This window comes from Arenimonas sp. (assembly GCF_041919775.1).
GTDB lineage: Bacteria > Pseudomonadota > Gammaproteobacteria > Xanthomonadales > Xanthomonadaceae > Arenimonas.
Map to the genome: position 1 here is coordinate 1 of NZ_JAYRTE010000038.1, position 7,252 is coordinate 7,252.

7 protein-coding genes, 2 pseudogenes and 1 other annotated feature are annotated in these 7,252 nt (G+C 68.3%); all 9 genes and pseudogenes read right to left on the reverse strand.

Translation table 11 applies throughout. The features are described from left to right. Positions 1-80: 80 nt before the first annotated feature. Positions 81-803: an MFS transporter gene (locus tag ACE3TE_RS12815; RefSeq protein ID WP_051237403.1), complete on the reverse strand. Its 723-nt coding sequence runs from the start codon at positions 801-803 to the stop codon at positions 81-83. A gap of 6 nt (positions 804-809) precedes the next feature. Further along, positions 810-1,220 (reverse strand): annotated as a pseudogene (locus tag ACE3TE_RS12820) (CoA transferase); the annotation flags it as partial. 31 nt (positions 1,221-1,251) lie between these two features. Continuing rightward, positions 1,252-1,767, reverse strand: a pseudogene (locus tag ACE3TE_RS12825) (acyl-CoA dehydrogenase family protein); the annotation flags it as partial. After that, positions 1,764-2,876 (reverse strand): acyl-CoA dehydrogenase family protein, encoded by a 1,113-nt coding sequence (locus ACE3TE_RS12830; protein WP_051237404.1) that lies wholly within the window; start codon positions 2,874-2,876, stop codon positions 1,764-1,766. The pseudogene ACE3TE_RS12825 and the gene ACE3TE_RS12830, both read right to left, overlap by 4 nt. 51 nt (positions 2,877-2,927) lie before the next feature. Beyond that, on the reverse strand, positions 2,928-3,878 hold the full coding sequence (locus ACE3TE_RS12835) for a Bug family tripartite tricarboxylate transporter substrate binding protein (protein WP_374605564.1): 951 nt from the start codon (positions 3,876-3,878) through the stop codon (positions 2,928-2,930). 60 nt (positions 3,879-3,938) lie between these two features. Continuing rightward, positions 3,939-4,241, reverse strand: a complete 303-nt coding sequence (locus tag ACE3TE_RS12840; protein ID WP_374605566.1) for an enoyl-CoA hydratase-related protein — start codon at positions 4,239-4,241, stop codon at positions 3,939-3,941. Between the two features lie 115 nt (positions 4,242-4,356). Further along, positions 4,357-4,941 (reverse strand): hypothetical protein, encoded by a 585-nt coding sequence (locus ACE3TE_RS12845; RefSeq protein WP_374605567.1) that lies wholly within the window; start codon positions 4,939-4,941, stop codon positions 4,357-4,359. Between the two features lie 13 nt (positions 4,942-4,954). After that, entirely contained in the window at positions 4,955-5,707 is a 753-nt protein-coding gene (locus tag ACE3TE_RS12850; protein ID WP_036596180.1) for an electron transfer flavoprotein subunit beta/FixA family protein, read from the reverse strand. A gap of 139 nt (positions 5,708-5,846) precedes the next feature. Further along, positions 5,847-7,072 (reverse strand): IS3 family transposase gene (locus ACE3TE_RS12855; RefSeq protein ID WP_374605570.1). Its coding sequence is split into 2 segments (ribosomal slippage): positions 5,847-6,784 and positions 6,784-7,072, totalling 1,227 coding nucleotides; the frame shifts between segments, so codons are not numbered across the junction. Beyond that, positions 6,678-6,794: a sequence feature (AL1L pseudoknot), on the reverse strand. Its footprint overlaps the gene before it by 117 nt. Positions 7,073-7,252 lie beyond the last annotated feature (180 nt).

The window sequence follows — 7,252 nt, forward strand, 5'->3', positions numbered from 1 at the left end:
ATTTGAAAGTGAACAGGAAAGTCAATGAAATCAACGATCTACCAACACCACCTCCGCGCCAGTGCTAGCTTTTCGTACCGTCACTTATTGCACTGAAAACGAGGAGACCCCAACAGCAACGCGGCGGCCAGCAGGCCCCAGGCCAGGCCTGCCGGCATCAGACGCAGCGCCAGCAGGAACAGGCCGAACACCAGCAGGTTCAGCAGCGCGTCGGTCCGGTCGATACGGGCTGCCGAAGTGTGCCGGGCCGGTGGCAGCAGCCGCCAGGCGGCCCCGGCGCCCGCCAGCGCCAGCAACGCAGTGCACAGGTAGAGCCAGCGCCACGAGCCCCAGGCCAGCACCACGGCCGCCAATGTAGGCGCCAGAGTCATCGACAGCGCGGTGGCGGTGGACAGGGTCGCCAGCGCCCGCGCCAGCTGCGACGCGGGCAGCGACGCGCGCAGCAGCGCTGTGTTGACCGCCATCACGCCGGCCGCCCCGATGCCCTGCACCACCCGGGCCAGCACCAGCAGCGGCAGCGTCGGAGCGGCCGCGCTCAGCAGCGCGCCCCCGCCCAGCACCAGCAGGCCGCCGAGGTAGATGCGCTTGAAGCCGATCTGCTGCCCCAGCGCGGCCAGCGGCAGCAGCAGGCCCAGCACCACCATCTGGTACAGGTTGACCACCCAGATCGCCGCATCCCGGCTGCTGTCGAAATCCGCCGCCACCCGGGGCAGCAGCACCGTGACGGCCATGCTGTCGACCACCACCAGGCCGATGACCAGGACCTGCAATCCCTGGGCCAGCCAGGGCCGGGTGGAGGCCAACGGTGCTCAGGCCACGACGCGGGCGGAACGCAGCCCGGCGATCTCGTCCGCCGACAGCCCGAACTCGGCCAGCACCTCGTCGGTGTGCTGGCCCACCGTCGGCGCCTCGCTGCGCACCGACAACGGTGTCTCGGAGAACCGTGCCGTCGGCCGCACCCGGCGGATGCGCCCCTCGGTCGGGTGCTCGACCGTCTCGAAGAAGTCGACCGCCTTCAGGTGCGGGTGGTCGACCAGCTCCTCCAGCGCATAGATCGGCGTGCAGGGCACGTCCAGCGCCTCGCAGCAGGCCACCCACTCGGCCGTGGTGCGCGACGGCGTGATCGAATGCATGTCGCCGTACAGCTCGGCGATGCGGGCATTGCGCTGGTGGCGGTCCGACATGTCGTACTTGGCCGCCAGGTCCGAGCGGTCGACGAACGCAAAAAAGGCGGTCGACGGTGGCCCAGACCACCGTCCAGTCGGCCCGCTCGGCGTTGCCGGAGAACGCCTTGGCGCCGTTGAGCACCCAGCCCCCGTCGACCTTGGTCGCGCGGGTGCGGATCGCCGCCACGTCGGAGCCGCCCGAAGGCTCGGTCATCGCAAACGCGCCCCAGCGCGGGCGCTCCGGCGCCAGGAACGGCGACAGTAAACGCCGCTTCTGCTCTTCCGTGCCCATGCCCAGCACCGGCCGCTCGCCCAGGCCCGGGCCGGGCATCGCGATGCTGATGCCACGGTCCCAATAGGCCAGCTCCTCCGAGACCAGCACGTGGGCGACCGCGCTGCGTTTGTGTGGTGCCTGGCCGTCGGGCCGCCAGCTGGTGCGACCGAAGCCCAGCGCCAGCATGTGGCGGAACAGCGGATGGTCGGTGGCCAGCGGGCCACCCTGCCGATCCGCCTCCAGGCCGGCCGGCCGGAACAGTTCGCGGCCCAGCGTGCGCGTACGCACCAGCTCGGCCTGGATGTCCGCTGGAATCTCGAAATTCATGCCGTGCCCTCCGCCGCCACGGCCGGCGCCGACAGCAGGAAAGCATGGTGATGGCCGGTCCCGGCGCCGGACACCGGGCGCGGCACACCATCGGCCCACGCGGCATCGATGCCACCGAGCATCAGCGACAGGGTTTTCAGCTCGCGCATGTATTTCTCCACCGGGTAGTCGCGCATGAATCCGGAGGCGCCGTGCACCTGCAGCGCAAACGGACCGACCAGGTCCGCGGCCTGGGCCGCCTCGGCAAAACACTGGGCCGCCTCCTCGGCCACGGCCGCACCCTGGTCGTAGCGGGCCGCCGCCTCCTGCAGCAGCAGCCGCGTGCCGGACACGGCCATGTGCATGTCGACCAGCGCAAAGGCCATGGCCTGGTGGTGGGCCACCGGCTTGCCGAACACCACACGGTCCACCGCATAGTCCCGCGCCACCGACACCGCCGCGGCCATCTGGCCGACCATCGCCGCAACGGCACACAGGCGCGCGTAGGCCAGGACCCGGCGGGCCGCCGCCGCATCCGTCATGCTGTGAGCAATGGGTGCCGCCTGCAGCACGATGCGCGAGGCGCCCGAGGCCAGCAGGCCGGCCCCCGGCACCGGCTCCAGCCCCCAGGGCCCGGTCAACAGGTGCAGGCTGTCGCCGCGCAGCACCAGCAGCCGGTCGAGCCGCGCGAGCGGCGCCCACTCGACCACCCCGCTGATCCGCCCGTCGGCCAGCACCAGCGACTGGCCGGCGTCCACGTGCAGGTAGGCCGTGGCACCGGGCTCGGCGCACCGGTCCGCCAGCCAGCGTTCGCGTCCGGCCGCACCACCAAAGGCGGCCAGCGCCTGCCAGGCCAGCGCGTTGTGGTTCAGCGCCGGCACGGCGCCGGCATCGGCCGTGGCCAGTGCCTCGAGCACCACACAGCGGTCCAGCAGGCCGAGTCCGGCGCCGCCGTCGTCGACCGGCCAGTCGATGCGCGCCAGGCCGAGCTCGTCGAACTTGGCCAGCACCTCGGGTGCCAGCGCCCGGCCGGCCTCGTGCCGGCGCTGGGCCGGCGCCAGGAATTCGGCCGCGAACTTCTTGGCCAGCTCCTGGCACAAGCGCATGTCTTCAGTGGGATTCCAATCCATGGGATACCTGTGGGTTGCACCGTGTGGGTGCCGCGCCGAACGCGGCCGCCGTCACTGCGGCTTGATGCCGACCTTGTCGGCGATGCTCTTCAGCCGGTCGTACTCTTCCTTCTGGAACGCGGCCTGCTGCGCCGCGGTCAGCGGCATCAGCGAGCCCCCGCCGAACTTCGCCTGGTAACCCCGTGCGTAGTCGGTGTCGAGGATCTTCTGCATCGCGTTCTCCAGCACGGCCGCCACCGGCTCCGGCGTGTGTTTGGCCGCGTAGACCGACATCCAGGTCAGGTACAGGTACTCGGGAAAACCGGCCTCCTGCACCGTCGGCACCTCGGGCACCTGGAAATGGCGCTTGTCGGAGGTGACGCCCAGCGCCCGTACCTTGCCGGCCTTGATGTGGGTGACCGCGCCGCTGATGTCGACCAGCGCCGCGTCGATGTGGCCGCCCTCCAGGTCGGTCATGATCTGGGTCATGCCCTTGTACGAGACGTTCTGCAGCTTGGCACCCGACAGCTGAGACAACCAGGCATTCGCCAGGATCTGGCCGGCCGCGTAGGTGGCGATGTTCAGCGCATGGGGCCCGCTCCTGGCCGCCTCGGTGAACTCCTGCAGCGTCTTGTACGGCGAGCTGACCGGCACCAGGTAGACCGCCATCGAGCGGCTGAGGCCGGCGATCGGCCGCAGGTCGTTGAACGGGTCGTAAGCCAGGCTCTTCTCGGTCAGCGGGTTCACCGTGATCGGCGAATTGCTCGCCATCAGCAGCGTGTAGCCGTCGGCCGGCGCGTTCTTCAGCGTCATCACGCCGATCGCGCCGTTGGCGCCGGGGCGGTTCTCGACCACCACCGGCTGGCCCAGCAGCTTGCCCAGCGGTTCGGCGTAGTACCGTGCCGCCGTGTCGGCACCGCTGCCGGGCGTGAAGGGAACAATGATGCGCAGCGGCTTGCTGGGGAAACTGGACTGGGCGGCGGCCACGAGGGCACAACCCGCCAGCACACAACTCGAAACCATCCTGGACAACAGGTTCATCGCGTTACTCCGGAAAACAAGGAAGAGGGGGTTGAGGGACTGCTACATGTCTCCGAAATCCGGACGCCGCCGGGCCAGCGCGGCATCGACCGCCTCGGCATGGGCGGGTGTGTATTGGGCGAGGGCCTGGGCCGCCGCGGAGATGGGCAGCACGGCATCGAGCGACAGGTCGTCGGCCTGGCGCATCAGCTTCTTCGTCAGGCGCAGCGTGGCGTTCGCATTGGCGGCGACCTGGCCGGCCAGCTCGCGGGCACGCGCCATCAGCGCGTCGGGCTCCAGCACCTCGGAGACCAGGCCCCAGCGCAGCGCCTGGCCGGCGTCGATCGTGCGGCCGGTGAACATCATCTCGGCGGCCGCCGGAGACGATGATCTTGGCCGCGGTCAGCTCGGGCCGGTCGTTCTTGGCGATCTCGGCGCCGACGAAGCTGACCTGGGCGCTGTCGGGTCTGGCCGCCCCGCGTTACCCCCCGGCCGCGGCGCCCGGGGCGGCCGCGGGGGCGAAGCCCGTGCTGCGCACGGTGATGACCTTCACGGCATCACCGCTCTGCACGGTGGCGATGGCGTTGCCGGCGTAGATCGGGCGCTCGAAGGTGTCGGGGCCAGGAGAGTGCTGGGCCGCTCCCGAGCTCTCCTGCCCCCCTCGGGGGGCGGCCTGCTCCGCAGGCCTGGGGGCAGTCGGGATCACCTTGGTGATGTCGCTGATCTGCGCGACATCGAGCTTGGCCGCGACGCGCGGGGCGACGTTCTTGCCGCTGGCGGTGGCCGGGAACAGGATGTGGCTGTAGTTCTTGGCGACGCCCAGCACCAGCGCGGCGACGTTTTCGGCCAGGCCATGGGCCAGGCCGGCGGCGTCGGCGTGCAGCACCTTGGCGACACCGGCGATCTGGGCGGCGGCCTTGGCGGCTTCGGCGGCGTTCTGGCCGGCGACCAGCACGTGGACGTCGCCACCGCAGGCCAGCGCAGCGGTGACGGTGTTCAGGGTGGCGGGCTTGATGGTGGTGTTGTCGTGTTCGGCCACCACGAGAACATTTGCGAGTGTGGTCATTTGTTCGGCTCCCTTAGATCACTTTGGCTTCGGTCTTCAGCTTGGTCACCAGCGTGGCGACATCGGGCACCTTGACGCCCGCACCGCGCTTGGGCGGCTCGCTGACCTTCAGCGTCTTCAGCTTCGGGGCCACGTCCACGCCCAGGTCCTCGGGCTTGACGGTGTCGAGCTGTTTCTTCTTGGCCTTCATGATGTTGGGCAGGGTGACGTAGCGCGGCTCGTTCAGCCGCAGGTCGGTGGTGATCACCGCCGGCAGGCTCAGGCTCAGCGTCTCCAGGCCACCGTCGACCTCGCGGGTGACCTTGGCCTGGTTGTCGGCGATCTCGACCTTGCTGGCGAAGGTGGCCTGCGGCAGGTCGGCCAGCGCGGCCAGCATCTGGCCGGTCTGGTTGCAGTCGTCGTCGATGGCCTGTTTGCCCAGGATCACTAGGCCGGGTTGTTCCTTGTCGACCAGGGCCTTCAAGAGCTTGGCCACGGCCAGCGGCTGCAGTTCCACGTCGGTCAGCACATGGATGGCGCGGTCGGCGCCGATGGCCATCGCGGTGCGCAGGGTTTCCTGGCATTGCTGCACGCCGCAGGACACGGCGATGACCTCGGTGGCCACGCCCTTTTCCTTCAGCCGCACCGCTTCCTCGATGGCGATCTCGTCGAACGGGTTCATGCTCATCTTCACGTTGGTGATGTCCACGCCACTGCCGTCGGACCTGACGCGGACCTTCACATTCGAATCGGTGACTCGCTTGGTGGCGACGAGGATCTTGGTCATGCTAATGCCTGGCATTTATTGAATAATTGTCTGTCGACAGACATTTATTATTTACTGAGTTCAGAAAAGAATGCAATAAATTTCTGCGACTTGGGGTCTCTGAACCGCCCCGGTTTTCGCGGAGGCCGGTTGGCTTGAGTCAGGCCGGGCTGACCTGCTGCTCAAGATTGCGATAGTAGTTGGCCTCGAACTCGGCCGGCGGCACGTAGCCCAGCGGGGCCATCAGCCGATGGTTGTTAAACCATGACACCCATTCCAAGGTCGCTAGCTCCACCGCCTCTCTGGTCTTCCAGGGCGCCCGGCGATGGATCAACTCGGCCTTGTACAACCCGTTGATCGTCTCTGCCAGAGCGTTGTCGTAGGAGTCGCCCTTGCTGCCCACCGATGGCTCGATGCCGGCCTCGGCAAGCCGCTCGGTGTAGCGGATGCTGACGTATTGCGACCCGCGGTCGCTGTGACATACGAGCGGGCCGTCCTGGCCGGGCTGGCGGGCGTACAGGGCCTGCTCCAGCGCGTCGAGCACGAAATCCGTGCGCATGCTGGTGCTCACCCGCCAGCCCACGATGCGACGCGAGAACACATCGATCACGAAGGCCACGTACAGCCAGCCCTGCCAGGTGGACACGTACGTGAAGTCGCTCACCCACAACTGGTTCGGGCGCTGCGCGCTGAACTGCCGGTTGACCAGGTCCTGCGGGCATGGCGCACGCGCATCACCGATCGTGGTGCGCACCACCTTGCCGCGCACGACGCCACGCAGTCCCATGCGGCGCATCAGGCGCTCGACGGTGCAGCGCGCCACCGTGTGGCCTTCGCGTTGCAGTTGCCGCCAGACCTTGTCAGCGCCGTAGACCCGCAGGTTGGCCTGCCACACCCGTTCGATGCAGGGCATCAGTTCCTGGTCTCGACGGGCTCGGCCGCTGAGCAAGGCCGCATCGCGTTGCCGGGCAGCGTGCCGCCGGTATGCCGATGGGGCGATCTGCAGCAGCCTGCAGATCGGCTCGACCCCATGCTGCTGGCGGTGCCGGTCCACGAAGGCGTACATCACTTCAGCCGGCGGTCGAGCTCCGCCTGGGCGAAAAACGCGCTGGCCAGCTTGAGGATCTCGTTGGCGCGGCGAAGCTCGCGCACTTCGCGCTCCAGTTCCTTGACGCGATTGGCCTCGGCCGTGGTCACGCCTTCGCGCTGGCCCGTGTCACGCTCGTGCTGACGCACCCAGTTCAGCAGCGTCTGCGCCGTGCAGCCGATCTTGCCGGCGATCGATACGACCGCCGCCCACTGCGATTCGTGCTCCCCTCGGTGCTCGAACACCATGCGCACCGCACGCTCGCGTACCTCCGGCGAAAACTTCACTGACTTCCTCATGATGGCTCCATCTTCTCAAACGAGGGAGCCTCCGCGAAAACCGGGGCGGTTCACTCCTCGTTTTCAGTGCAATAAGTGACGGTACGCAAAGCTAGCACTGGCGCGGGGGTGGTCTGGGTAGACCGTTGATTTCATTGACTTTCCTGTTCGCTTTGTAAACGGGTATGGTGGCCTCCCACT